We start from the raw sequence: 24,881 nt of genomic DNA on the forward strand, positions 1-24,881 counted from the left end.
GGGGAATTCGTGGTCTCCGCCATTCTTTTCATCGATTCGATCATCCTCATGGCCGCCGCCGGCGTGACCCTGTGGTGGATGCTCCACGCCTGGCGCACCCCGGAGACACTGGAGTCGACGGCCTTCGCCACGCCGGACGGCAGAGCGGAGCTGTCCTTCTCACTCCTGGTCCCGGCCCGGCACGAGGAGGCGGTCCTGCGGCACACGGTCGAGCAGATGCTGCGCATCGACCACCCGGACTACGAGATCCTGCTGATCGTCGGACACGACGACCCGGGCACCGCCGCCATCGCCCACGAACTGGCCGCCGAGCACCCCGACAAGGTGCGCACGGTGGTCGACACCCACGCCAAGAAGAACAAGCCCCGCGCCCTCAACACGGCGCTGCCGCACGCCCGCGGCGAGGTCATCGGCGTCTTCGACGCCGAGGACGTCGTCCACTCCGAGCTGCTCAGCCACGTCGACTTCGCCTTCCGGCGGGAGAACGCCGACGTCGTCCAGGGCGGCGTCCAGCTGATCAACTACCAGAGCAGCTGGTACAGCCTGCGCAACTGCCTGGAGTACTTCTTCTGGTTCCGCAGCCGGCTGCACCTGCACGCCCGCAAGGGGTTCATCCCGCTCGGCGGCAACACCGTCTTCGTCCGGTCCGCGCTGCTGCGGGAGACCGGCGGCTGGGACGGCAACTGCCTCGCCGAGGACTGCGACCTGGGCGTGCGGCTGTCCAGCGGCGGCGCCAAGGTCGTCGTCGCCTACCACTCCGCGCTCGTCACCCGCGAGGAGACGCCCGACTCGATCAAGGCGCTCTACAAGCAGCGCACCCGCTGGAACCAGGGCTTCCTGCAGGTCCTGCGCAAGGGCGAGTGGCGCCGGCTGCCCGGCTTCGGCCAGCGGATGCTCGCCCGCTACACGCTAAGCACCCCGTTCGTGCAGGCCGCGACCGGCGTGATGATCCCGCTGGGCATCCTCTTCGCCGTCATCGGCGGTGTCCCGCTGCCGTTCTCGATGTTCGCCTGGCTGCCCATGCTGCCGATGGCCGCCATGATCGTCTTCGAGGCGGTCGCGCTGCACGACTTCGGCCGCGAGTACGGCTTCCGCATCGGCTTCGGGCACTACGCCAAGCTCATCCTCGGCGGTCCCGTCTACGCCGTGATCCTCGCGGCCGCCGCGCTGCGCGCCGTGTGGCGCGAGTACACCGGGCGCCGCGACTGGGAGCTGACCTCGCACGTCGGCGCCCACCTCCCCGTCCAGACCCCGCAGCCCCAGGAGGCACGGTGACGGCGTTGCCCGCCGACGTGTCCATCGTCGTCCCGACCTTCAACGAAGCCGACAACATCCACGAGCTGCTGTCCCGCATCTCCGCCGCGATTCCCCCCGGGACCCGCGCGGAGGTCGTCTTCGCGGACGACTCCACCGACCACACCTGCGCGGTCATCGAGGAGGCGGCCGCCTACAGCCCCGTCCCGGTGGTCCTGCACCACCGCCCCGTCCCCGAGGGCGGACTCGGCGGCGCGGTGGTCGAGGGCATCGCCCGCGCCTCGGCGCCCTGGATCGTCGTCATCGACGCCGACCTCCAGCACCCGCCCGAACTCATCCCCGACCTGATCGCCCGGGGCGAGGTGACGGGCGCCGAACTCGTCGTGGCCAGCCGTTACGCGTCCGGCGGCGACCGCAGCGGCCTGGACGGCGGCTACCGCAAGCTGGTCTCCAGCACGTCCACGCTGGTCACCAAGTCCCTCTTCCCCCGCGCCCTGAGCGGCCTCACCGACCCGATGAGCGGCTTCTTCGCCATCCGCCGCACGGCGGTCGACCGGGCGTCGACTCAGGACGAGGGCCTGCAACCCCTCGGCTACAAGATCCTCCTCGAACTGGCGGTACGGTGCCGGCCGCAGGGCATCGCCGAGGTGCCGTACGCCTTCGGGGAGCGGCACGCGGGCGAGTCCAAGTCGACGGCCCGCGAGGGCATGCGCTTCCTGCGCCACCTGATCACCCTGCGCACCGCCGACCCCCGCGCCCGGGCCGTCGTCTTCGGCCTGATCGGCCTGTCGGGCTTCGTCCCGAACCTGGCCCTTCTCTGGCTGCTCACCACCTGGGCGCCGGGCCTCCACTACGCCCCGGCGGAAATCATCGCCAACCAGGCCGGGCTGCTGTGGAACTTCGCCCTCATCGACTCCTTCGTCTACCGCAACCAGCGGCGCCACCACCGGCGGGGCGTACGGCTGCTGTCGTTCGCCGCCGTCGGCAACGCCGACCTGGTCGCCCGCATCCCGCTGGCGGCGCTGTTCATCAGCGCGGCCGGCATGGCGGCCCTGCCCGCGACGGCCCTCGCCATGGCCATCGTCTTCACGGCCCGCTTCCTGGTCGTGGACCGGTGGGTGTACCGCCGCCTGCGCACGCGGGACACGGCGGTCACGGTCACCAGGCCCGCCCCGGAACCGGTGCCGGATCCGGTACCGGATCCACTGGGCTGACCGGACGTCGAGGGGCCGGGGGCATGTTCCCCCGGCCCCTCTTCTTTCATCCAGGCTCTTCTTTCATCCAGGCCTGGGGCGACCGCCTCGGGGGCACGGGCAGCCGGTGGGCCGGGCGCGCATCCCCGCCTCAGGATCGCGGGCACCTGTCGACCCCCGGCGAGAACCCCCGCCTGAGGGGTGCGGGGAACCGCGCGACCGGCCACGACGGCGCCGCACCCTCCCGCGGACGAGACCACCCCTCAGGGAGTGAGCTTCTCCCGCAACGCGGCCGCGTCGGTGACCGGCAGATCGCACACGAAGCCCCGACAGACGTACGCCGTCGGCTTCCCCTCGACCAGCACACGGTCGGCCAGCAACGGAAACGCGTCGCCACCCGGCGTGCCGCAGGCGACCACCGCGCCCGGGGCGGACCCCAGCAGGGCGGTCCGGTGCAGCTCACGCGTGCCGGGATCGTCGGCGGACGGTCCGACGACCGCCACCTCCCGCGGCCCGTCGAGCAGCGCCTCCGCCGCCGCGAGCCCCCAGCCGATGAACCGGGGCACCCTCGGCCCGAGCGCCTTCACGACGCCCAACGCCCGCTCGGCGGCCGACCGGTGGGGCTCCGACCCGGTGTGGGCGGCATACGACAGCAACGCCCCGGCGGCGGCCGACCACCCGGAGGGCGCCGCGTTGTCGGTCGGGTCCTGGGGCCGGCGGATGAGCCGTTCCGCGTCGGCGGCCGTGTCGTACAGGGCGCCCGACTCGGCGTCGGTGAAACGGACGAGGACGTGGTCGAGCAGGAAGCCGGCGAACTCCAGCCACACTCCCTCCCCGGTCACGGAGGCGAGCGCCAGGAAGCCCTCGGCCACGTCGGCGTAGTCCTCCAGCACCCCCGCGTTGGCCCCGACGTGCCCGTCCTTGCTGGTGCGGGCCAGCCGTGCCTGGTCGTCGAGGTGCAGACGGACGAGGAGGTCGCCGGCCGCGAGGGCCGCGTCGACCAGGTCGGGGCGGTCGAAGTAGGCGCCGGTCTCGGCGAGCGCGGCGATGGCGAGCCCGTTCCAGGCGGCGACGACCTTGTCGTCCCGGCCGGGCGCGGGTCGTCGTGCACGCGCGTCGAGCAGCCGCTCCTTCACGGACGTGATCTTCTCGGCGTCGAACACGCCCTCGTGCTGGGGAAGTTGCAGGACCGACGAACCCTGCTCGAAGGTTCCCTCCGCGGTGACCCCGAAGTAGTGCGCGGCCAGCTCCGCGTCCTCCGCGCCGAGCACCTCGGTGAGCTGCTGGGGAGTCCAGACGTAGTAAGCGCCCTCGACGTGCTTCCCGGTGCCGTCGTCGCTGTCGGCGTCCAGCGCGGAGGCGAAACCGCCCTCGGCGGTGCGCAGTTCGCGCACCATGAAGTCGGCGGTCTCCAGGGCCACCCGGCGCGCCAGCTCGGAGCCCGTCGCCCGCCACAGGTGGGCGTACACCCGGCACAGCAGCGCGTTGTCGTACAGCATCTTCTCGAAGTGCGGGACGATCCAGTCGCGGTCGACGGAGTAGCGTGCGAAGCCGCCGCCGAGCTGGTCGTAGATCCCGCCCCGGGCCATCCGCTCGCACGTGTCCTGGGCCATCTGCAGCGCGCCCTCGGCGCCCGTGCGGGCGTGGTGGCGCAGCAGGAACTCGATCACCATGGACGGCGGGAACTTCGGCGCCCCGCCGAACCCGCCGCGCTGCGGGTCGTACTCCCGGGTCAGCCCGAGCAGCGCCTGCGCCTGCTCCTGCTCCCCCGGCGCCGTACCGGCCCCGTAGGAGATCTCCCGCCCGGCCAGGTCCCGCACGATCTTCCCGGCGACCTCGGCGACCTCCTCTCGCCGGTCGCTCCACGCCTGGTTGACGCCTTCCAGGACCTGCCGGAAGGACGGCATCCCGTGGCGGGGCGCGGGCGGGAAGTACGTCCCGAAGTAGAAGGGCTCGGCGTCCGGGGTCAGGAACACGGTCATCGGCCAGCCGCCCTGCCCGGTGGCGGCCTGCACGGCCTCCATGTAGACGGCGTCGACGTCGGGGCGTTCCTCCCGGTCGACCTTGACGCTCAGGAAGTGCTCGTTGAGGTAGTCGGCGGTGGCCTGGTCCTCGAAGGACTCGTGGGCCATGACGTGACACCAGTGGCAGCTCGAGTAACCGACACTCAGCAGCACCGGCACCTGCCGCCTGCGCGCCTCCTCGAACGCCTCCGCCGACCAGGGCCACCAGTCGACCGGGTTGTCGGCGTGCTGGAGGAGGTAGGGAGAGGTCTCATGGGCCAGTCGGTTCGCCATGGAGTCCATCCTGCCGCAGTACCCCGCCCGGCACGCGTCAGACCTCTCCCGCCCCGCACGCGCCGGGCGGGAGACGCCCGCCGGCGCACCCCGGCGAGCGGTCGCCGTCCGCACCCTCGCGCCCGTGCGCCCTCCGCAGCACACTTGGCCAGGACACGCTGTGGCCGCCGGAGGGGGACGTGAAGATGCGGGACAGCCATCGGGCGGAAGCCGAGCGGCTGTTGGTACGGGCCGTGGAGGAAGAGGTACGGCGTTCGGGCGGCCGTACCGACCGGCAGGTGCTGACGACACGGGCGCGGGGCGCGCTGGAGGCGATGCTGGAGACCGCCGCCGAGGAGTACGCGGCGTACGCCCGGGCCGTCGCGGAGGCGGAGGCGGGCCGGCTCAGCTTCGGTCAGCGGTACGCTCGGGAGTCCGCCGGTGGCGCCCCGCTGCTGGTGGCGGGGGTCGCGGCGGTGACGACGGCCGTCGCGGACCTGGCACTGGGCACGGGTCCGGGTACGGCGCTCGGCGCCGGTGTGGCCGTCGGGGTCGTCGGTGCGGCGACGACCGTGGTGAAGGTGGCCGGGTCCCATCGGCCGGCCGCGCACCACCGCGCGGGCGAGGCCGGCCGGCCCGGCGGGCCGGAGCAGTTGCGGCTGGAGTGGCTGACGGCGCTGGAGGTGCGCGGCATCCGTCCTTTCCTGGACCAGCAGCGGGTGCTGAGCGCGACGACGGGACCGCGGAAGCCGGGCCCGCGATTGCGCGGCGCGGACAAGAGCGCGGCGGCACGCGGGCGGACGGCGCTGGAGCAGTCGTACGGCCAACTGCCCGAGCCGGCCGAGCCGTTCGCGGGGCGGCGGCAGGAACTGGAGCAGATCCGGCAGTGGGTGCGGACGGCCCGGGCCAGTACGCCGACCCGGCCGACGGTGGTCGTCCTGCACGGGGCGCCCGGCAGTGGCCGCAGCACGCTCGCGGTCCGGGCCGCGCACGATCTGCGGGACCGGTTCCGGGGCGCGTGCGTGGTCGATCTTCGGGGGCACGGCGCGCGGGAGGAACCGCTGTCGACCCGGGAGGCGCTCCTGCACCTGCTGAACCGGCTCGGCGCGCCCCGCGAGCAACTGCTCTTCCGTGAGCGTTCCTCGCCCGAGCAGCAGGTCAAGCGGCTGGGCGAGCTGTACCACCAGCATCTGACGGGCCTGCCGGTGACAGTGGTCCTGGAGGACGCCGCCGACCCGGACCAGGTCCGCGCGCTGGTCCCGGAACGCTCCGACAGCCTCGTCCTGGTCACGGCACGGTCCCCGCTGACCCCGCCCGCGGACCTGTCCGCCTGGGTGCACCAGCTTCCGGTGCGGCCCCTGGAGGCGGCGGGCGCGGAGGAGCTGCTGGGCGCGGCCGCACAGGACGCCTCGGGCCCTTACGACGCCGAATCCGCCGACCGGATACGGGAGTTGTGCGGCGGGCTGCCGCTGGCGCTGCGGGTGGCGGGCTCCTCGCTGGGCCCGCGCTCCCCCCGCCGGCTGGCGACGGACCTGGAGGCGTACGGCCCGGTGGACCCGGTCGAGCGCGCGCTGTGGCTGCGCTACACCGACCAGCCGGAGGCGACCCGCCGGCTGCTGCGGCGGCTGGCGCTGGCGGGACGCGCCTCGCTCGGCGCGGCCGCCGCGGCGGCCCTCCTCGCGACCGACCGCACCGAGGCGACCCGTCATCTCACGGTCCTCGCGCAGGCGGGCCTGGTCGACCAGGTGCGCGGCGACCGCTACCGCCTGCACGACCTGGTCCGCGCCTTCGCCCAGGCCCGCCTGGTCGACGAGGAGGAGCAGGCCGACCGCACGGCCGCCCAGGAGCGCCTGATCGTCAGCCACGCCGAACTCGCGGACTCGGTGCTGCGCCTGGTCGACGGCAACATGTCCACCCGCTCCGACCGCTTCACCCCGCACGGCTTCAGCTCCCTGGACGAGGCGCTGCGCTGGCTGGACGACGAGTCGAGCTTCATCACGGCGACCCTGCGCCAGGCGGACGGCGTGGACCAGTCGGCCGTCCTCAGCCTGCTCGGCGCCCTGTGCGACTACTGCCTGCTGCGCGGCGACCTCTACCGCCTCGGCGAGATCAGCGAGCTGGCGCAGTCGGTCGGCAAGGACCTGCTGGTCCGGTCCGTGCAGTGGCGTACGGGCATCGCCGCCCGCCAGCTCGGCGAGCTGGACAAGGCCCGTACGACGCTCAGTTCGGTGGTCGACCTCTATCTGCGGGCCCATCACGACGCGGGCGCGGCCCGTGCCCTGTGCTCCCTGGGCATCACCCTGCACCACCAGGGCCATCTCACCGAGGCCGCGGCGAAGCTGCGGGAGGCCCTCGACCTCCAGGCGGTCCCCGAGCTGGCGACGGACCGGGCGTGGACCATGCACGCGCTGGCGGCGGTGGAACGGGACCGGGCGAGGCTGGCGGAGGCCCGGGACCTGCTGCGCCGGTCCCTGGTCCTGCACCGCGAGGGCGGCTCGGTGCACGGCGAGGCGTGGGCGCACTATCAGCTCGGCCAGCTGAACCTGCGCCGCGGCGACGTCCCACGCGCGGAGACCGAGCTGCGCCGCGCCCTCGACCTGTACGGCCGTACCCGCGACGGCCGGGGCGAGGCCTGGGCGCTGACCCAGCTGGCCCGCGCCCTTCTGGTCGCCGGCGACCCGTCCCCCGCGGTGGACGGCCTGCGCGCGGCCGCCTCCCGCCACCGGGACAACGAGGACGTGCGGGGCGAGGCCTGGACGATCTACTACCTGGGGCTCGCCCTGGAGGAGACCGGCGACCTCGACCAGGCGGTCCGGGAACTGGAACGCTCGAGGTCCCTCTTCTCCCGGATGCGCGACGTCTACGGCCTGGCCTGCGCCCGCCATCACTCGGCGCGGGTGACCCGCGACCAGCGCGCGGCGCAGACGGGCTCGCTGCGGAACTCGGGCTTCGCCCGCCAGCTGCTGGTGGACGCCCGCGCCGACTTCCAGCGCATCGGCGTCGCCCACGGCGAGGCCTGGTCCTGCCTGGAACTCGCGATCGTCGACGCGGGCAACGCCCGCACCGAGCAGGCCCTGGCCCTGTGCGACGAGGCGACGGCCCTCTTCGCCTCCTACGGCGACCGCCGCGGCGAGGACTGGGCCCGCTTCCTGCGCTGCACCCTGCTGCCGTACGCGGCGCCGGGCGGCGTGGAGGTGGGCACGGCGGTGGCCCAGCAGGAACTGACACAGCTCTCCGGCACACCCCACCCCCTACGGGACGCCAAGCTCACCGAGTCGGCGGAGGCCTACGCCCTGCTGCTGGACCGCGGCATCCGCCTGGAGTCGGGCTGGCAGGCGTGGCGCCTCGGGATGGTGCCGGGGAGGCATGCGCGGGAGGTCATGGGAGTGGTGGTGGAGGAGGACGGCGAGGACGGGGAGGGGTGAGAGGGCGGGACGAGGTGGGGGGAGGACGGGGAGGGGGGAGCGGGAGGCGGCGAGGCTGGGGGCGGGTCTCGGAACCGGCCCCGAGCGGCTGGAGCCAGGGGCCGGGTAGCGCAGTGCCAGCAGCCTGCCCGGCCCCAAGGTGTGGGCCGGTGCGGGCCAGGTGCGGCCCGGTGCGGCCGGGTGTCGGTCTCCGGCCCGGTGTCGGCCGGTGTGCAGAGCGGCACGCCACACGGCACGGCCGATCGCGGCCCGGCCGGGTACCGGGAATCCCGGCCGCGAGCCGGACCGGCGGCCGGTGCCGGGGCTCAGCCCTTCGCCGGGGAGGCCTTCCCCGCGGCGCCCTTGCCGGAGGCGCCCTCGTCGGAGGTGTCCTCCGGGGCCTCCTTGAAGTCGACCTTGCCCATGTGCTTGTTCATGGACTTCATCAGGCCCCACACGGCCAGGGCCATCACCGCGAAGACGATGAATCCGAGGACGCCCGGGGTGACCTTGTCCTCGTCCACCTCCTTGGCGAGGGTGGCGAACTGCGTCACTGCCAGGCTCACGCTTGCGCTCATATCAGGCATTGTCGCGGATGCCCGCGAAGAGGTCGTCCTCGGGGAGGGAGGTATCCACCCGCGACTTCGCGAGCTCGTACTCCTCCGTCGGCCAGACCTCCTTCTGGAGCTCCAGCGGCACCCGGAACCAGCCCCCGTCGGGGTCGATCTGCGTGGCGTGCGCGATCAGCGCCTTGTCGCGGATCTCGTAGAAGTCGGCGCACGGCACGTGCGTGGTGAGGGTGCGGTCCTTGTGCCCGGACTCGTCCCAGCGCTTGAGCCACTCCCCGTAGGGGGACTCCAGGCCCCGGTCGAGCATCGCCTGGTGCAGCGCCTCGGTGCGCGGGCGGTTGAAGCCCTGGTTGTAGTAGAGCTTCAGCGGCCGGTACGCCGGTCCGAACTCGGACTCGGGGTACTTCTCGGTGTCGTCCGCGCCCTCGAACGCGACCATCGAGATCTTGTGGGTCATGATGTGGTCGGGGTGCGGGTATCCGCCGTTCTCGTCGTAGGTGGTGATCACCTGGGGACGGAAGGAACGGATCTGCTTCACCAGCTCGCCGGCCGCCTTGTCGACGTCCTCCAGGGCGAAGCAGCCCTCGGGCAGCGGCGGCAGCGGGTCGCCCTCGGGGAGGCCGGAGTCGACGAAGCCGAGCCACTCCTGACGGACGCCGAGGATCTCCCGGGCCTCGTCCATCTCCCGCTTGCGTACCTCGTGGATGTGCTCCTCGATGTACTTGTCGCCCTGCAGCTTGGGGTTGAGGATGGAGCCGCGTTCCCCGCCCGTGCAGGTCACGACCAGCACGTCCACCCCCTCGGACACGTACTTCGCCATGGTGGCCGCGCCCTTGCTCGACTCGTCGTCGGGGTGCGCGTGGACGGCCATCAGTCGCAGCTGGTCAGTCAAGACTCAATCCTCGGTATGTCGGCGCCCCCGTGGGCACGGGTGCGATCGGCGGCTTCTATAGTGACCGAATCGGGGGGTCAATAATTCCTGAGCGGTGCCCCAGGAACCCTTTCGGGACTTTTCGTCCCGTCCCTGTCGAGGTTGTCGAGAGGACGATCATGAGTACGGCGAGCACGCGAGCACCCGAGGGCCGCTACGGCCGTTCCTCGGACCAGCGGGCCGACCGCACGCTCAAGGTCGCCGGCGCGGTCCTGGGTGCGTTGCTGCTCGCTCTGGTGGGCTATTTCGGCTACCACTACGTCGGCGGGAACAAGATCAGCGGCGAGCTGATCGCCTTCTCGATCTCGGACGACGCGGTGAAGGTGCATCTGGAGGTCCGCAAGGACGCGGGCGCGAGCGGCTACTGCACGGTCCGCTCGCGGGCGGAGGACGGCACCGAGGTGGGCCGCAAGGACTTCCGCTTCTCCGGTTCCGACACGAGGATCGACAAGGTGGTCACGCTCCGTACGACGGCCAGGGGCACGTCTGCCGAGCTGCTCGGCTGTCACGCCGACTGAGACCACGGGCTCGCCCTCCGGAATACGTACACGCTGACCTGCGTTGACGTGAATCTGGTGGCTTATGTCCTCCCCCTTCGGCCACTCAATTGTTAGGCTCGTGGTTTCGCCCATCCCTGGAGGAACATGCTTCCGGGTAGGGCGATGCTTTGTATTCCCAGTACCGACGAGGAGCACCCTGTGACCCAGACCAGCGAGAACGTCACCTGGCTGACCCAGGAGGCGTACAACAAGCTCAAGGACGAGCTTGAGTACCTTACTGGTCCTGCGCGCACGGAGATCGCGGCCAAGATCGCGGCCGCGCGCGAGGAGGGCGACCTGCGCGAGAACGGCGGGTACCACGCGGCCAAGGAGGAGCAGGGCAAGCAGGAGCTCCGTGTGCGCCAGCTGACCCAGCTCCTGGAGAACGCGAAGGTCGGCGAGGCCCCGGTGTCCGCGGACGGTGCCGTGGCGCCCGGCATGGTCGTGACGATCGCCTTCGACGGTGACGAGGATGACACCCTCACCTTCCTGCTGGCCTCGCGCGAGTACGCGAGCGCCGACGTCGAGACCTACTCGCCGCAGTCCCCGCTCGGTGCCGGCGTGATCGGCCACAAGGTCGGCGAGGACGCGGAGTACGAGCTGCCGAACGGCAAGAAGGCCTCCGTGCGCATCCTCAAGGCCGAGCCCTACAACGGCTGACCGGCCCGTCCCCGTCGACATCCGCTTTGACCGGGCCCCCGGCGCCCCCGTGGCGCCGGGGGCCTCGTCATGCGGTGGTCATGAGGCCGCTCCCGGTGCGGTGGCGGTCAGGCGGTGGCGGAGCGGTACTTGCGGACCGCCAGCGTCCGGAACACCAGGACGATGAGCACCGAGTAGATCAGCGAGGCCCACACCGGGTGCTGCATGGGCCAGGCGTCGGACGTGGACTGTCCGGGATTGGCGAAAAGGACACGGCAGGCCTGGACGGTGGCGCTGAAGGGGTTCCACTCGGCGATGTGCCGCAGCCAGGGCGTCATGTTGCCGGTGTCCACGAACGCGTTCGAGATGAAGGTGACCGGGAAGAGCCAGATCAGTCCACCGGAGGTGGCCGCCTCGGGGGTGCGCACGGACAGGCCGATCAGGGCGCCGATCCAGGTGAACGCGTAGCCGAGCAGGAGGAGCAGCCCGAAGGCGGCCAGGACCCGGGCGGCGTCGGTGTCGCCGTCGGAACCGACGCGCCAGCCGACCAGGAGGGCGACGACGGCGAGGACGAGCAGGGTCAGGGCGGTCTGCACGAGGTCGGCGAGGGTGCGTCCGGTGAGAACCGCGCCGCGGGCCATGGGCAGGGAGCGGAACCGGTCGATGAGGCCCTTGTGCATGTCGTCGGCGATGCCGGCGCCGGCTCCCGCGGTGGCGAAGGTGACGGTCTGGGCGAAGATCCCCGCCATGAGGAAGTTGGTGTAGTCGGTGGCGCTGGTGCTGCCGCCGATCTGCATGGAGCCGCCGAAGACATAGGTGAACAGCACCACGAACATGATGGGCTGGATCAACCCGAAGATGACCATCTCGGGGATCCTGGACATCCTGATCAAGTTGCGTTTCGCAACGACCAGGGAGTCGCGGACGGCCTGCCCGAAGGGGCGGGTGGGCGCCGTACTCCGGACGGCGTCGGTCACGGCGCTCATTTCACGGCCTCCTTGCCGTTGTCGTCGTTCTCGTCGGTCCCGGCCTCGGCCGCGTGTCCCGTCAGGGACAGGAAGACGTCGTCCAGGGTGGGGCGGCGCAGACCGATGTCGTCGATCTCTATGCCGCGGATGTCCAGCTCGCGGATGACCTCGGCGAGGAGCTTCGCACCGCCGTTGACGGGCACGGTGAGCTTGCGGGTGTGCTCCTCGACGGTGGTGTCGCCCTTGCCGAAGCCGGCCAGCACCTCGGCGGCGGCCGGGATGTGCTCGCGCTCGTGCACCACGACCTCCACGCGCTCGCCGCCGGTGCGGGCCTTGAGCTGGTCGGAGGTGCCGCGGGCGATGACCCGGCCGTGGTCGACGACCGCGATGTCGTGCGCGAGGTGGTCGGCCTCCTCCAGGTACTGGGTGGTCAGCAGCAGGGTGGTACCGCCGGAGACGAGTCGCTTGATGACGTCCCACAGCAGCTGGCGGTTGCGCGGGTCGAGGCCGGTCGTCGGCTCGTCCATGAACATCACGGGCGGCGAGACCACCAGCGCGGCGGCCAGGTCGAGGCGGCGGCGCATGCCTCCCGAGTACGTCTTGGCGGGGCGGTCCGCGGCGTCCGCGAGGTCGAACTGGTCGAGCAGCTCGGCGGCCCGGGCCTTCGCCGCCCCGGCCCGCATCTGGTACAGCTGTCCGACCATCTGGAGGTTCTCGCGGCCGGTCAGGTACTCGTCGACCGCGGCGAACTGGCCGGACAGGCCGATCGACCGACGTACCTCGTTGGGGTGCTTGAGCACGTCGAGGCCGGCGACCACGGCGCGGCCGCTGTCGGGGCGCAGGAGGGTGGTCAGGCAACGGACCGTGGTGGTCTTGCCCGCGCCGTTCGGCCCGAGCAGGCCGAGGACCGTGCCCTCCGGGACGTCGAGGTCGACGCCGTCCAGAGCCCTTACGTCACCGAAGGTCTTCACCAGACCTTCGGCGTAGATGGCGCCTGGCATATGAGTCTCCACGTCGTTGGGGAATCTTCAGAAAGCCTGAATTCGTACGTGTCACACCACCCGAAGGCGGGTGGCGCGCGCCACACCCTAACGCGATGTATCGCGTCTCTCAACGTACTTTCTCGAACGAGTGACGAGGAGGATCCCGACCGCGCCCTGACCTCAGTCGATGACCAGGTAACCCGCTTCGCGCAGGGCCTGGCCGACCTCGGCGCAGTGCGCCGGACCCTTCGTCTCCAGGTGCAGCTCGACCTCCGCCTCCGTGAGCCCGAGCCGGGGATCGGTCCGTACATGGCTCACGTCGAGGACATTAGCGTCGACCACTGACAACACCCCGAGAAGCGTCGCGAGAGCGCCCGGCCGGTCCGTCAGGCGCAGACGTACGGCCAGGTAGCGGCCCTGCGCGGCCATGCCGTGCCGCAGGACGCGCTGCATCAGCACCGGATCGACGTTGCCGCCGGAGAGCACCGCGACGACCGGGCCCTCGAAGGCGCCGGGCTCGCTCAGCAGCGCCGCCACCGGACTTGCGCCGGCCGGCTCCACGACCAGCTTGGCCCGCTCCAGGCAGAGCAGCAGCGCGGTGGACAGCTCGTCCTCCGTCACCGTGCGCACCTCGTCCACCAGGTCGCCCACGATCCCGAACGGCACGTCGCCGGGCCGGCCGACCCTGATGCCGTCGGCCATCGTCGCCGGGTTCTCCACCGCCACCGGACGCCCGGCCGCCAGCGAGGGGGGATACGCCGCCGCCCCCTCCGCCTGCACACCGACGATCCGCACGTCCGGCCTCAGCTCCTTCACCGCGACCGCGATGCCCGCGGCCAGCCCCCCACCGCCGATCCCGACGACGATCGTGCGCACCTCCGGGCACTGCTCGAGGATCTCCAGCCCGACCGTGCCCTGCCCCGCGATGACGTCCGGGTGGTCGAAGGGGTGGATGAACACCGCGCCCGTCTCCGCCGCGTACTCCTGCGCCGCGGCCAGCGTCTCGTCGACCACCTGCCCGTGCAGGCGCACCTCGGCGCCGTACTCCCGGGTCGCGCTGATCTTCGGCAGCGGGGCGCCCTTCGGCATGAACACGGTCGACCGCACACCCAGCAGCGACGACGCCAGCGCGACGCCCTGCGCGTGGTTGCCGGCGCTCGCGGCGACCACCCCGGCGGCCCGCTCCTCCGGCAGCAGCCCGGCGATCCGGACGTACGCGCCGCGCAGCTTGAACGATCCCGTCCGCTGGAGGTTCTCGCACTTGAAGTGCACCGGCGCCCCGACCAGCTGGGAGAGGTGCCTGCTGCCCTCCATCGCGGTCACCCGCGCCACACCCGACAGCATCTTCTGGGCGCCCCGCACGTCGTCGAGGGTGACGGACCGCAAGGAGTCAGCCGTGCCATAGCTCATGACCCCAGCATCGCAGTTCACAGGCGGGAACGGCCGTTGTGACCAACCTCCGAGACCGGTTTGCGCAGCGCCGGTACGGCCCGCCTTCCAGCCGCGTACCCTGTCCCCCAACCCAGCACCCCCTTCATGAAGTGAGCCCCCGGCCATGCCCACAACACCTGAAATGTCGATGGACATGACGACCGTCGGTGACACCGGCCTCCTCGACACGCTGCAGCACGAGGTCGCGGTCTTCGCGCGCCGTGCCGAACAGACCCGGCTCGGCGGTGTCGGGCAGGTGCGCAACTCCATGGACCGCGCCGCGTACCTGCTGCTCAACCGCCTCGACAAGGAAGGCCCCATGGGCGTCAAGGCGCTCGCCGCGAGCATGGGCATCGACTCGTCGACCGTCACGCGGCAGGTGGCTCCGCTCGTCGACACCGGCCTGGTCAAGCGCACCTCGCACCCCGAGGACGGGCGGGCCGTGGTGCTCCAGCTGTCCCCGCGCGGGATGTCCCGCCTGGAGGAGGTGCGCTCTTCCCGCCGTCAGTTGATGGCCGAGCTGACACACGACTGGGCGCCCGAGGAGCGCGAGGCGTTCTGCACGCTCCTCACACGCTTCAACACGGCGCTGTCCGCCCGCATGGCCCCCCAGGGCGTCCCCGGAGCGGAGCCCTCCCCGGCTTCCTGACGCCCCCGCGCGCGCAAGGCGCATCCCGCGGGTGCGCGGCTCTTGACGACGGCCCGGCCCTGGCCTCATATGAGACCGGGTTCCCGTTTCCGCCCCGTGCGGCCGGGACCCGTTTCCAGGGGGTCGCCGGCAGGCGGGAGGCGCGCGGTGCGAGCACGGCATGCGGCCCGGGACGTCCGCCGGGACCGGGAGTTCGAGGCGTTCGTGGCCGGCGCGGGCGGCCGGCTCCTGCACGCCGCCACACTGCTCACCGCCGAGGCGCCGGACGACAACCCACGCGCGCGAAGCCTGCTGACACAGGCCCTCGCGCACACGTACGCGGGCTGGGACCGACTGCGCGGCGAGGACCCCTACGACCTTGCCCGGCAGTACCTCGCCACCCGCTTCGCCCACACCGCATGGCACCGGTACGGCGTCGGCCTGGGCCGCGCCCGCCCCCACCCCACCGGCGCGCTGGCCCCGCTCACGCCGCGGGAACGCCTCATCCTGGTCCTCAGGCTCTACGAGGGCGTCGCGGAGGAACAGGTGGCGGCCCTGCTCGGCCTCCCCGCCGAACGCGTCCGCACCGTCTGCGACCGCGCGACGGCGACCGTGCTGCATCCGCCGCGAGCACGCACGGCGGCGGTGGTCGGCGCCGAGGCGGCGGCGTCATGAGCCCGCCGGGGGACCACGACTCCGTCACGGAACCGCGGTCCGACGCCGCAGCCCGTTCCGTCACGGCGCCACCGGGCGGCGGGAGGCCCGCGTGAACCGGCCCGAGCGCGAGGCCGCCGTGCGGCAGATCATGGAACGGGCCGTGCCGCGCGTGCCGCCGGAACTGCACGCGGACGTCGTACGCCGCGGCAGCCGCATGCTGCGCCGGCGGACCCTCGCCCGGCGCCTGGCCTGGCTGCTGCTCCTCGCGGCCGTCGTGGCGTTCGCCGCCTGGGCGGTGGTCGCCCAGCCGTGGGTGGAGCCGCCGTCCGAGACGACCCCACCCCTCACCGGCTGGTGAGCCGCCGGTGCACCGGTCCGGCCGGGACCACGGCACCACCTGGAACACGGCAGCACCGGGGCCACGGCACTGTCAGCCGAGGGCCTGCTGCAGGTCCTCCAGCAGGTCGTCGACGTTCTCGATGCCGACGGACAGCCGCACCAGGTCGGCCGGGACCTCCAGGGCCGAACCGGCCGCGGACGCGTGCGTCATGCGCCCGGGGTGCTCGATCAGCGACTCGACCCCGCCCAGGGACTCGCCGAGGGTGAACACCTTGGCGCGGTTGCACACCTCGACGGCCGCCTCCTCGCCGCCCTCGACCCGGAACGACACCATGCCGCCGAACGCGCGCATCTGCTTCGCCGCGACCTCGTGCCCGGGGTGGTCCGGCAGGCCCGGGTAGAGCACACTCGTCACGCGCGCGTGCCGGGTCAGCATGTCGGCGATCTTCGTGGCGTTCTCGCTGTGCCGGTCCATGCGCACCGACAGCGTCTTCGTGCCGCGCAGCACCAGCCACGAGTCGAACGGCCCGGCGACCGCGCCCATCGCGTTCTGGTGGTACGCCAGCTCCTCGGCGAGGTCCCGGTCGCTTACGATCAGCGCGCCGCCCACCACGTCCGAGTGACCGCCCATGTACTTGGTCAGCGAGTGCACGACGACGTCGGCACCGAGCGCCAGCGGCTGCTGGAGGTAGGGGGTGGCGAAGGTGTTGTCGACCACCAGCCGCGCACCCGCGTCCCGGGCGACCTGGGCGACGGCGGCGATGTCGGTGATGCCGAGCAGCGGGTTGGAGGGCGTCTCCACCCACACCGCCTTCGTCTTCGGGGTGATCGCGGCCCGTACGGCGGCCGGGTCGCTGGTGTCGGCCACCGACCACTCCACGCCCCACCGGGAGACGACCTTCGCGAAGAGCCGGAAGGTGCCGCCGTACGCGTCGTTGGGGATGACCACGTGGTCGCCGGGGGTGAGAAGCGTACGCAACAGGCAGTCCTCGGCCGCCAGTCCGGAAGCGAACGCGAGACCCCGGACACCGCCCTCCAGGGCGGCCAGGTTCTCCTCCAGGGCGGTCCTGGTCGGGTTGGCGCTACGGCTGTACTCGTAGCCGCCGCGCAGACCGCCGACGCCGTCCTGCTTGTAGGTCGACACCTGGTAGATCGGCGGGACGACCGCGCCGGTGAGGGGATCGGCGGTGTTGCCCGCGTGGATCGCGAGGGTCTCGAAGTGCTGACTGATGTGCCTGTCGCTCATGGGCACCGAGCGTAATGCGCCGGAGGGCGCGGTGCGGGACGGCCCGGGGAGCGGGGTGCGGAACGGCCCGGGGGCGGGTCCGGGGGGCGCGGTGCGGCCTCGGGCGCCGTTGCTGGGGCGACGTTCCTGGGGAACCGGGGCTGAGGGACCGGGCGGTTCTCCACGAGCCGGAACCTTTTTCCACAGGCCGGTGGAGGAGGTTGGCCAATTGTCGGCGGTGTCTGGAACCCTTGAGACATGGAGATTCTCTGGGTCCTGACGGCGCTCGTCCTGTTCGCCTTCGTGCTGCTGCCGTTCCTGCGCCGCAGGCGCGGCATGATCGAGCAGGTCCCGGCGGGCCACCCCGACGCCGCGGACCCGGCGAACTACGGCTTCGTGCGGACCGAGGAGCTCGACGTCCGCATGCCCGGCCCCGACCAGGACCTGCTGGACGTCCTCGACGTGGTGCAGCGGACCCAGGACTACCGGGCGGCGCAGCAGCTTCTCGCCGGTACGGAGGCGGAGGGCGAGCTGCGCTGGCAGCGTGTGCAGGCCTTCGCGGGCGCCGCCTCGCTGGAGCTGCGGCAGCGCCCGGGCGGGGTCAGCGACACGCCGGGCGGGCAGTGGCTGCGGGTGTGGCGGACGGAGGCGCCCAAGGACGCGGGCGGCGCGGCGGTGCACGCCGAGTTCCTGGTCCAGCAGGCGTGGCGCACCTCGGCGCCGGGCACGGACGACTTCCGGATCATCATGGAGGAGGCGAAGGACGCCTGCGGCCAGGCGGCGCTGCTCGCCCCCGGTGACCCGATCCCGTACATCGTCGAACTGTCGGTGGCCCGTGGTCTGAACTACTCGCAGACGGAGTTCGAGCAGCTCTGGCTGAAGATCCTGGACCGGGCCCCGGCCCACATGGGCGCCCATCTGGCGGCCCTGCACTACTGGTGCGAGAAGTGGCACGGCTCCCGCGAGACGGCGATGTCGTTCGCGGAGGCCGCGGCGGCCCGCGCGCCCCAGGGCTCACTGCTCGCGGCGATGCCCCTGTTCGCGGTCTTCGAGCACCTTCCCGAGGTGAACCTGGTCAGCGGGTTCTACCAGAGCGAGGTCGTGAGCAAGGCGATCCACGGCGCGCTCTTCGCCGTCCACGCGGCCCGCCCCGACGATCCCATGCTGGCGCACGTGCGCCACCTGCTCATCTTCTTCCTGGTCCGCGCCGAGCGCTGGTCGGAGGCGATGAACCAGCTCGTGCACGTCGACGGCCACGTCGGCGCGCTGCCCTGGACCCTGTCCCCGGACCCGGCGGCGGAGTTCGCGGTGTACCGGGCCCTGGCGGTGGCGGGCTACGAGTCGAACGGCGGCAGCCCGGCGACGCTCCCGCACTGATCGCCGGACCCGTTCAGCCCTTCCCGGAGCATGTCTCCCCGGGCGGAGCCCCCGCCGGCCCCCGCCGTCGGCGCCCTTCGTCCACGGCGGGGCGGCCCGGGGGCGCATGCGTAACCGCGGCCCGGCCGCGGGCTCGGCCGGTGGGCCTGCGCCCGCCGCCGGGGCGTTCCCCGGTCAGCGCTCCGTGCGGGCGGGCAGCCGCCATCCCGGGCGCGGGAAGTGACAGGTGTATCCGTCCGGGTAACGCTGCAGGTAGTCCTGGTGCTCGGGCTCGGCCTCCCAGAAGGGGCCGACCGGCTCCACCTCGGTGACGACCTTGCCGGGCCACAGTCCGGAGCCGTCCACGTCCGCGATCGTGTCCTCGGCGATCCGCTTCTGCTCGTCGTCCACGTAGTAGATCGCCGAGCGGTAGCTGAGGCCGATGTCGTTGCCCTGTCGGTTCTTGGTGCTCGGGTCGTGGATCTGGAAGAAGAACTCCAGGAGCGTGCGGTAGTCGGTCTTCTCGGGGTCGAAGAGGATCTCGATGGCCTCCGCGTGCGTGCCGTGGTTGCGGTACGTCGCGTTGGGCACATCACCGCCCGTGTATCCGACCCGGGTCGCCGTCACGCCCGGGAGCCGCCGGATCAGCTCCTCCATTCCCCAGAAGCATCCGCCCGCCAGGACGGCCCTCTGCGTCTGCGTAGCCATTACGGCCCCTCTCCATGTCTGTCAGCGATTCCGCCCGGGCTACTCGGCTCGCACACCACCGGCATCCCACGCGCACTCCCCTCAACAGACGAGGGTCCCCGGCGATTCCGCGCCTGGCCGAAACCCGCCCCGCGGCCGCGGTCACGCATTCGGCCCAATCGAGGCGCCCATCGAGCACGGTCTGTGGTGACCTGATCACACCGCGGAGCGCAGTGGACGGCGAGCCCCTCCCTGCGCGGTACCGCGACCGCGACGAGCCCCCACCGCGGCACGGCGGCCGGGCTGTCCGCGACCGTCCGGGCACCGGGTGACCTCGGGCCCGTCGCGACGCCTCGTCCGGCGGGCCCGATCGCATGGGCGCATCTCGCATGGGCGCATGAGGAAGGCATGGCGATGACCGCTGTACGAAACACCGACCGCACACCCGACAGAGAGCGAATAGCCAGGCGGAGGCCGCGCAGAAGGGTGGCACTGCTGGGGGCCTGCGGCCTGCTGCTGACCGCCCCGTCCGCCGCCTGGCCCGACACCCCCGCCGTGACGCGGCCGGCCGGGGCGGACGGCACCGCGACCGACGCGGCCGTCCCGCCGGGACTGCGGCGCTACCACCAGCAGAGGCTCCTGTGGGAGTCCTGCCCCGGCACCCCCTCGTTCCAATGCGCCACCCTGAAGGTGCCGTTGGACTACGCCCACCCGGATGCAGGCGACCTTCTCCTGACGGCCACCCGGAAGAAGGCCACCGGCACCGGCGCACGGATCGGCTCGCTGCTGGTCAATCCCGGCGGACCCGGAGGTTCCGCGATCGACTACCTGGTGGGCGGCGGCGCCGACCTCTTCTCCCCGTCCGTGCGCGCCTCCTACGACCTGATCGCGATGGATCCACGCGGCGTGCAGTACAGCACCCCGGTGGACTGCGGGCTGAACACCCCCACGACGTCCTCGGGGGTCGGCCGCCACATGTCGGCCGACTCGGCGAAGATCGCCGCCCTCGAGGAGGTGTTCGAGCAGTTCACCGACGCGTGCGCGCGGCACGCCGGACGGCTGCTTCCCCACGTCGGCACCCTGGACGCGGCCCGGGACATGGACGTGCTGCGTGCGCTCCTGGGCGATGACCGGTTGCACTACCTCGGCTTCTCCTACGGCGGCTACCTGGGCGCGACCTACGCCGATCTCTTCCCGTCCCGGGTGGGCCGGATGGTGCTCGACGGTGCCATCGACCCCGCCCTCGACGCGTACCAGGTCGTCCTGCAGAACGCGGCCGGCTACCAGGTCGCCTGGGAGTCCTTCGCCGCCGACTGCGCCGCCCGGACCGACTGCCCGCTGGGCCACTCCGTCGAGGAGATCAGCCGCGGGCTGGACACGCTGCGGCGCTCCCTGGACCGCGTCCCCCTCCGGCAGGGCAAGGACATCACCGTCACCGGGGACAACCTCCTCAGCGCGGTCACGATAGGGCTGAAGGCTCCGGAATGGGCGCTGCTGCGCGACGCGCTCCGGGACCTGCGGGCCGGTGACACCACCGCGCTGCAGCAACTCCTCGGCTCCGCGGAGGACACCTCCAGCAATGCCACCGAAGCCCACTACGCCATCAGCTGCCTGAGCTCCCCCCTCGCCCCGCAGTTCACCTCCGCGGAGGTCCGGGCGGCGCTGCGGCAGTTGCTGAACGCCTCGCCCCAGTTCGGCGAGTTCCACGCGCCCCGGCTCATGCAGTGCGCCCGCTGGCCCGTCCCGCCGGCCCAGCCCGCGCGCCCCGTCTCCGCGCCGGGTGCCGCTCCCGTCCTGGTCGTCGGCACCACGCGCGATCCCGCCACTCCGTACGCCTGGTCCAAGGCGCTCGCCCGCCAGCTCGCCTCCAGCCGCCTGCTCACCTACGACGGCGACGGGCATCTCGCCTACCAGAGCGGCAGCGACTGCGTCGACACCGCCGTGGACCGCTACCTGACGCTGGGCCGGCTCCCGCACGTCGGCACGACCTGCCCGGGGGCCTCGCCGTCGGCCCCGGTCACGGCCGTGCCCCGGCCAGAGCCCGGCGGTGTCCGGGGCACCTCGACGAACCCGTGATCACGTGTGACAAGGTATGCCGACGACCACGCCGGCCGGGCCCCGCGCGGGACTCCGGCCCGGCCGTCCTCCGGGCACGGGCACCCTGCGGCGCCATGGGAGCCGGACGGCCGCACGCCACACGGGACGGTCCCGTGCGGCTCATGACCGACCCTTCTGGAGTACGCCCGTGAACGGAAAGCGCCGCCGGCTTCTGCTGGCCGCCGTCGACCCCCTGCTCGAGCCCGGGGAGCGGGTCGAGGTGACGACCATCGTGAACCTCAGCTCCGTCACCGTCCGACGGACGGCGGCGTTCGCGGCGGCCTCGGCGGTCCTGAGCGGTGGCGCAATGGCCGTGATCCCGGCGCCGACCCCCATGTACCTGGCGATGACCGACCGCCGCATCTTCATCTTCCGGGCGAACCCGACGTTCGCCCGGCCCGAGGAACACCTGATGACGATCCCGCGCGCCGGCCTCGTCCGCACGGAGATCAAGGAGCGGATCCTCAACTCGTCCTTCGTCGTCTCCTCGGCGGACAGCGAGCAAGGCTTGAGGATCATCTTCCCGCTGCTCGGCCGCAAGGAGCGGAACGAGATAGCGGCCGCCCTGCCTGTGACCGCCTGACCGCCCGAGACGGCGAGTGGAACGATCTCCGCCCTGGGGACCTCCACGACGCCGCTCCGACACTGCGAGGGCCGCGGCACGTGGCCCTCGCAGTGCCGGCGGGATGCGGCCGTCAGCCGGAGCCGCTGCCGTAGGGCCGGGTCAGGATTTCCAGACGGTGGCCGTTCGGGTCGTCGAAGTACGTGCCGCGGCCGCCGTCGTTGTGGTTGATCTCGCCGGGGTTGCGGTGGAACGGGTCGGCCCAGTACGTCAGTCCCGCCGCGCGGACCCGGTCGAAGATGGTGTCGAAGTCGTCCTCGGAGACCAGGAACGCGTAGTGCTGCGGGGTGATCTCCTCCGGGGTGTCCATGAAGTCGAGGGTCACCCCGTTCGGGATCTCTACCGGGATGAACGGGCCGTAGGGCGCACCCACCTCGAGTCCGAGGATGTCGGCGAGGAAGCGCGCGGAGGCCCGTTTGTCGTGCGCGGCGACGATGGTGTGGTTCAGCTGGACGGTCATCGCGGAACCCTCCTCGTCACCACCGTACTGCGGCAGCGGCCTCCGCTTCCCGGGCGCCCGGACGGGCCTCGCGGGGGCGCTGCCCGCCCTCCTCAGTCCTCCCCGCAACCACCCTGGACACGGTCCGTCGGATGCCGGGGGGCTCCGCAAGCGGATGCCTGCGGGCGCCGAGGCCCCGGCGTGACGCCGGGGCCGTTCCGCGGCAGGCGGCTCAGATCGTCGCCGTGTCGATCACGAACCGGTAGCGCACGTCGCTGTTGAGCACCCGCTCGTACGCCTCGTTGATCTCGGAGGCGCCGATCAGCTCGATCTCCGCGCCGAAGCCGTGCTCGGCGCAGAAGTCCAGCATCTCCTGGGTCTCACGGATGCCGCCGATGCCGGACCCCGCGAGGGTCTTGCGGCCGCCGATCACCGAGAACAGGTTCAGCGCGACGGGCTCCTCCGGCGCGCCGACGTTCACGAAGGCGCCGTCCGTCTTCAGCAGGGAGAGGTAGGTGTCCAAGTCGAGCGGGGCGGAGACCGTCGACAGGATCAGGTCGAGGGATCCGGCCAGCTCCTTGAAGGTCTCCGGGTCGCTGGTGGCGTAGTAGTGGTCGGCGCCCAGCTTCAGGCCGTCGTCCTTCTTGCGCAGCGACTGGGACAGGACCGTCACCTCTGCGCCCAGGGCGTGGGCGATCTTGACGCCCATGTGGCCGAGGCCGCCCATGCCGACGATCGCGACCTTCTTGCCGGGGCCGGCGTTCCAGTGCTTCAGGGGGGAGTACGTGGTGATGCCGGCGCAGAGCAGCGGGGCGGCCACGTCCAGCGACAGCCCGTCGGGGATGCGGACGACGTAGTTCTCGTCGACGACGATCTTCTCCGAGTAGCCGCCGTAGGTGGGCTCGCCGTTCTTGTCGAGCGCGTTGTACGTGCCGACGCTGCCGCCGGTGCAGTACTGCTCCAGGCCCGCCTTGCAGTTGTCGCACTCACGGCAGGAGTCGACGAGGCAGCCGACGCCCACCCGGTCGCCGACGGCGAACTTCGTCACGCCGGGGCCGACCTGGGAGACGACGCCCGCGATCTCGTGGCCGGGGACCATCGGGAAGATCGCTTCGCCCCAGCCCTCCCGGGCCTGGTGGATGTCGGAGTGACAGATACCGGCGAACTTGATGTCGATCAGGACGTCGAACTCGCCGACCGCGCGGCGCTCGATCGTCGTGCGCTCCAGCGGAGCCTTGGCGGACGGTGCGGCGTAGGCGGCAACGGTGGTTGTGCCAGTGGTCATGCCGGGGTCTCCTAGCGGGTCGTACGCCCGGTCTGCCTTCGGACCGGGCACGGCGAGAAGCCTGCCGCGCCGGCCGCCGGTCACCCAGACCCCACCTGTGCCTACGACCGCCGTGCCTACCACTGGCGGGGTCAGGATCGTGTGCCTACGACCGTGAATACTGGACGCATGGACGAACAGCCCGAACCCGTGCCGGCGCCCGGCGGGGGCCTGGACCGGCGTGTCGAGCTCAGCGAGTTCCTGCGCACCCGGCGGGCCCGGCTCAAGCCGGAGGACGTGGGCCTGCGGGACTTCGGGCGGCACCGCCGGGTGCCGGGGCTGCGTCGGGAGGAGCTGGCGCAGCTGGCCGGGGTGTCGGTGGCGTACTACACGCGTCTGGAACAGGGCAACGGGCGGAACGTGTCGGCCGAGGTGCTGGACTCCATCGCCCGCGCGCTGCGCCTGACCGACGCCGAGCACGCCCACCTCACCCACCTCGCGAAGCCCAAGCACAAGAAGAAGCCGGCGACGCGGCCGCAGCAGGTGCGGGCCTCGCTGGGGCAGCTGCTGGACCTGATGGACGCGGTGCCCGCGTACGTCGTCGGACGGCGCGCGGAGATCCTCGCGTGGAACCGGATGGCGGCCGCCGTCTTCGGTGACTGGGGTGGGCTGCCCGTCGGCGAGCGGAACTGGGCTCGGCTGGTGTTCCTGCGGCCCGAGTACCGCGAGCTCTTCGTGGACTGGGAGCAGAAGGCGATCGACATCGTGTGCGTCCTGCGCATGGACGCGGGCTGCTACCCGGACGACCCGCGGCTGTCGGCGCTGGTGGGTGAGCTGTCGGTGAAGAGCGAGGACTTCAGGCGGCTGTGGGCGACCCACGACGTGAAGGAGAAGAGCCACGGGGTGAAGCTGCTGAAGCATCCGCTGGTCGGGGAACTGTCTCTGAACTTCGAGAGTTTCCGGCTGGCGGACGACAGCGAGCAGTCGCTGGTGGCGTACCACGCGGCCCCGGGGTCGCCCTCGGCGGAGGCACTGCGGTTGCTGGCGAGCTGGGGTGCGGACGCGACGCGGGCCGGCGCGGAGTCCCAGGCACCGTCCGGCTGAGCGCGGCCCCGTGCCGGTGAGCGCTGCGCGCGTCGGCCGGCGGCCGCCGCCCGGCCCTGCACCGGCGGCCCTGCACCGCCTCCGGCATCGACCGGCGGCAGGGCGATACGGGCGGCCTGCCGGAGCGGTCGGCCCGCGCCGCCGGGCGGCCGCTGCGCGCGTCGGCCGGCGGCCGCCACCCGGCCCTGCACCGGCGGCCCTGCACCGCCTCCGGCATCGACCGGCGGCAGGGCGATACGGGCGGCCTGCCGGAGCGGTCGGCCCGCGCCGCCGGCG

The 24,881-nt window shown here is 72.3% G+C and carries 22 protein-coding genes; 12 read left to right on the top strand and 10 right to left on the bottom strand.

Annotated features, from left to right (window positions below):
* Positions 1–48: 48 nt before the first annotated feature.
* On the top strand, positions 49–1,275 hold the full coding sequence (locus tag ACIHAR_RS31545) for a glycosyltransferase (protein WP_384646576.1): 1,227 nt from the start codon (positions 49–51) through the stop codon (positions 1,273–1,275).
* Positions 1,272–2,468 (top strand): glycosyltransferase family 2 protein, encoded by a 1,197-nt coding sequence (locus ACIHAR_RS31550; RefSeq protein WP_365461283.1) that lies wholly within the window; start codon positions 1,272–1,274, stop codon positions 2,466–2,468. Before ACIHAR_RS31545 ends, ACIHAR_RS31550 begins: the two co-directional genes overlap by 4 nt.
* 242 nt (positions 2,469–2,710) lie before the next feature.
* Here the strand turns inward: ACIHAR_RS31550 and ACIHAR_RS31555 are convergent, their stop codons facing one another.
* Positions 2,711–4,744, bottom strand: coding sequence for a thioredoxin domain-containing protein (locus ACIHAR_RS31555; RefSeq protein ID WP_400022813.1), 2,034 nt, complete (start codon positions 4,742–4,744; stop codon positions 2,711–2,713).
* A 185-nt stretch (positions 4,745–4,929) separates the two neighbouring features.
* Here ACIHAR_RS31555 and ACIHAR_RS31560 point away from each other — a divergent pair, with 185 nt between their 5' ends.
* On the top strand, positions 4,930–8,148 hold the full coding sequence (locus ACIHAR_RS31560; protein ID WP_400022814.1) for a tetratricopeptide repeat protein: 3,219 nt from the start codon (positions 4,930–4,932) through the stop codon (positions 8,146–8,148).
* A gap of 305 nt (positions 8,149–8,453) precedes the next feature.
* Here the strand turns inward: ACIHAR_RS31560 and ACIHAR_RS31565 are convergent, their stop codons facing one another.
* Together ACIHAR_RS31565 and mca are read right to left on the bottom strand one after the other, a co-directional pair.
* A complete protein-coding gene (locus tag ACIHAR_RS31565; RefSeq protein ID WP_365461277.1) occupies positions 8,454–8,714 on the bottom strand; it encodes a hypothetical protein in 261 nt (86 codons plus the stop codon).
* Complete coding sequence (gene mca / locus ACIHAR_RS31570) at positions 8,707–9,567, bottom strand: mycothiol conjugate amidase Mca (protein WP_365461459.1); 861 nt, start codon at positions 9,565–9,567, stop codon at positions 8,707–8,709. The genes ACIHAR_RS31565 and mca overlap by 8 nt, the downstream gene beginning before the upstream one ends.
* A 179-nt stretch (positions 9,568–9,746) precedes the next feature.
* On the opposite strand from mca, the gene ACIHAR_RS31575 reads away from it, so the two are divergent.
* Positions 9,747–10,145: a DUF4307 domain-containing protein gene (locus ACIHAR_RS31575; RefSeq protein WP_365461275.1), complete on the top strand. Its 399-nt coding sequence runs from the start codon at positions 9,747–9,749 to the stop codon at positions 10,143–10,145.
* Between the two features lie 180 nt (positions 10,146–10,325).
* Positions 10,326–10,826, top strand: a complete 501-nt coding sequence (gene greA / locus ACIHAR_RS31580) for a transcription elongation factor GreA (RefSeq protein WP_365461273.1) — start codon at positions 10,326–10,328, stop codon at positions 10,824–10,826.
* A gap of 107 nt (positions 10,827–10,933) precedes the next feature.
* Here the strand turns inward: greA and ACIHAR_RS31585 are convergent, their stop codons facing one another.
* From ACIHAR_RS31585 to ilvA, 3 genes are all read right to left on the bottom strand, one after another.
* Positions 10,934–11,791, bottom strand: coding sequence for an ABC transporter permease (locus ACIHAR_RS31585; protein WP_365461271.1), 858 nt, complete (start codon positions 11,789–11,791; stop codon positions 10,934–10,936).
* On the bottom strand, positions 11,788–12,774 hold the full coding sequence (locus tag ACIHAR_RS31590) for an ATP-binding cassette domain-containing protein (protein WP_365461269.1): 987 nt from the start codon (positions 12,772–12,774) through the stop codon (positions 11,788–11,790). Before ACIHAR_RS31590 ends, ACIHAR_RS31585 begins: the two co-directional genes overlap by 4 nt.
* Positions 12,775–12,936: 162 nt before the next feature.
* Positions 12,937–14,166: a threonine ammonia-lyase gene (ilvA, locus tag ACIHAR_RS31595; RefSeq protein ID WP_400022815.1), complete on the bottom strand. Its 1,230-nt coding sequence runs from the start codon at positions 14,164–14,166 to the stop codon at positions 12,937–12,939.
* 163 nt (positions 14,167–14,329) lie between these two features.
* Here ilvA and ACIHAR_RS31600 point away from each other — a divergent pair, with 163 nt between their 5' ends.
* From ACIHAR_RS31600 to ACIHAR_RS31610, 3 genes are all read left to right on the top strand, one after another.
* Positions 14,330–14,836 carry a MarR family transcriptional regulator gene (locus tag ACIHAR_RS31600; RefSeq protein WP_365461265.1) on the top strand — a complete coding sequence of 169 codons (507 nt, stop codon included), beginning with the start codon at positions 14,330–14,332 and terminating at the stop codon, positions 14,834–14,836.
* A gap of 147 nt (positions 14,837–14,983) precedes the next feature.
* Positions 14,984–15,490 (top strand): sigma factor-like helix-turn-helix DNA-binding protein, encoded by a 507-nt coding sequence (locus ACIHAR_RS31605; protein WP_400022816.1) that lies wholly within the window; start codon positions 14,984–14,986, stop codon positions 15,488–15,490.
* A 91-nt stretch (positions 15,491–15,581) separates the two neighbouring features.
* Positions 15,582–15,830 carry a hypothetical protein gene (locus tag ACIHAR_RS31610; RefSeq protein WP_365461261.1) on the top strand — a complete coding sequence of 83 codons (249 nt, stop codon included), beginning with the start codon at positions 15,582–15,584 and terminating at the stop codon, positions 15,828–15,830.
* A 72-nt stretch (positions 15,831–15,902) separates the two neighbouring features.
* Here the strand turns inward: ACIHAR_RS31610 and ACIHAR_RS31615 are convergent, their stop codons facing one another.
* Complete coding sequence (locus ACIHAR_RS31615) at positions 15,903–17,057, bottom strand: cystathionine gamma-synthase (protein ID WP_400022817.1); 1,155 nt, start codon at positions 17,055–17,057, stop codon at positions 15,903–15,905.
* Between the two features lie 237 nt (positions 17,058–17,294).
* On the opposite strand from ACIHAR_RS31615, the gene ACIHAR_RS31620 reads away from it, so the two are divergent.
* Positions 17,295–18,413 (top strand): hypothetical protein, encoded by a 1,119-nt coding sequence (locus ACIHAR_RS31620; protein WP_400022818.1) that lies wholly within the window; start codon positions 17,295–17,297, stop codon positions 18,411–18,413.
* Positions 18,414–18,587: 174 nt separating this feature from the next.
* On the opposite strand, the gene msrA is transcribed toward ACIHAR_RS31620, so the two are convergent.
* On the bottom strand, positions 18,588–19,100 hold the full coding sequence (gene msrA, locus ACIHAR_RS31625) for a peptide-methionine (S)-S-oxide reductase MsrA (protein WP_400022819.1): 513 nt from the start codon (positions 19,098–19,100) through the stop codon (positions 18,588–18,590).
* A gap of 393 nt (positions 19,101–19,493) precedes the next feature.
* Between msrA and ACIHAR_RS31630 the strand changes: the two genes are divergently transcribed.
* Together ACIHAR_RS31630 and ACIHAR_RS31635 are read left to right on the top strand one after the other, a co-directional pair.
* Entirely contained in the window at positions 19,494–21,155 is a 1,662-nt protein-coding gene (locus ACIHAR_RS31630; protein WP_400022820.1) for an alpha/beta hydrolase, read from the top strand.
* Positions 21,156–21,324: 169 nt separating this feature from the next.
* The gene (locus ACIHAR_RS31635) at positions 21,325–21,759 is read left to right on the top strand and encodes a hypothetical protein (protein WP_365461251.1); all 435 of its coding nucleotides are present in this window, start codon (positions 21,325–21,327) and stop codon (positions 21,757–21,759) included.
* 112 nt (positions 21,760–21,871) lie between these two features.
* Here ACIHAR_RS31635 and ACIHAR_RS31640 read toward each other — a convergent pair whose 3' ends face one another.
* Both ACIHAR_RS31640 and ACIHAR_RS31645 read right to left on the bottom strand, forming a co-directional pair.
* Entirely contained in the window at positions 21,872–22,258 is a 387-nt protein-coding gene (locus tag ACIHAR_RS31640; protein WP_365461249.1) for a VOC family protein, read from the bottom strand.
* Positions 22,259–22,469: 211 nt separating this feature from the next.
* Positions 22,470–23,522, bottom strand: a complete 1,053-nt coding sequence (locus ACIHAR_RS31645) for an NAD(P)-dependent alcohol dehydrogenase (protein WP_400022821.1) — start codon at positions 23,520–23,522, stop codon at positions 22,470–22,472.
* Positions 23,523–23,690: 168 nt separating this feature from the next.
* Here ACIHAR_RS31645 and ACIHAR_RS31650 point away from each other — a divergent pair, with 168 nt between their 5' ends.
* Positions 23,691–24,605, top strand: a complete 915-nt coding sequence (locus ACIHAR_RS31650) for a helix-turn-helix domain-containing protein (RefSeq protein WP_400022822.1) — start codon at positions 23,691–23,693, stop codon at positions 24,603–24,605.
* Positions 24,606–24,881 lie beyond the last annotated feature (276 nt).

Origin of the sequence: Streptomyces sp. NPDC052016, assembly GCF_044548445.1 — a bacterium.
In the GTDB taxonomy this organism is placed as follows: Bacteria; Actinomycetota; Actinomycetes; order Streptomycetales; family Streptomycetaceae; genus Streptomyces.